The following is an 891-nucleotide window of genomic DNA, read 5'->3' on the forward strand; positions in this document are numbered from 1 at the left end:
ATAAGATAAACCACCAAAAACAACACCTAAAAGAGTTCCACCTAAAATCATAGGACTCATAATTGTGTTCCACGCACCTTTAAAAAGAAGAGAGAGATTTGATACTGTCAAACCATTAAACAGAGCACGAATTTGAGAAAGAGAAATCTCACCTACATTGCTAAAAAGCGATAAACAGAAATAGCCTACCTTATAATCAGCCATAATAATCAGAAAAAATGTAAGTGGATTAGAAAAAATCGTACCAATAATTGCTGCTGCGAAATTTGCGCGCAAGATCCACGAAAAAAATATTGCCAAAACGATATGCATACCAAAGAGAGGCGAACAAGCTAAAAAAATACCGATATAAAACCCCAGAGCAACTTTATGTGGCGTTGCAGATATTCGCAAAATACGTTTACGTATATAACAAAATGAGCGAGAAAATGAACGACGTGGCCATAACCAAAGTCGAATACGCTTTACAAAATCTATTGGCTCTCGAATACGAAAAAGCATATGATTCTCAATATATATTTTGTGAAAATAAAATAATCCATATGATTCAAATTAATGTTTCCAAGCTTTTGCATAAAAAAAATAGAAAGACAATTAAATATTCCGACTTCCTGGCTTAATCGCTGGAAGTTCCGCGAGTTCAGCAGGAACTGCATCACTAGCATAAGATGCTATCTCGTATTCAGCAAGTGAAATCAATGGAACTCCGACATCAACCTTACCGCCAGAACGATCAAGAATACATGCGCTCGCCAACACATTTGCTCCTGCTGTAACCAGAGCCTCAACCGTTTCACGAATAGAAAGACCTGTTGTCACAATATCTTCAACAATGACAACCCGTGCGCCTTTCTTGATTTCAAAACGACGCAGCTCAAATCTGCCATTTAC

The 891-nt window shown here is 37.3% G+C and carries 2 protein-coding genes; both read right to left on the reverse strand.

Translation table 11 applies throughout. The features are described 5' to 3' along the window. On the reverse strand, window positions 1-501 hold a 501-nt coding region (locus ACFINO_RS10080), incomplete at its 3' end, for a DUF2062 domain-containing protein (protein WP_375655681.1). 93 nt (window positions 502-594) lie between these two features. Further along, the coding region (locus ACFINO_RS10085) for a phosphoribosyltransferase family protein (RefSeq protein ID WP_375655683.1) at window positions 595-891 on the reverse strand (297 nt) is incomplete at its 5' end.

The sequence above is a fragment of the Bartonella sp. AA83SXKL genome (assembly GCF_042196965.1).
Taxonomy (GTDB): domain Bacteria; phylum Pseudomonadota; class Alphaproteobacteria; order Rhizobiales; family Rhizobiaceae; genus Bartonella.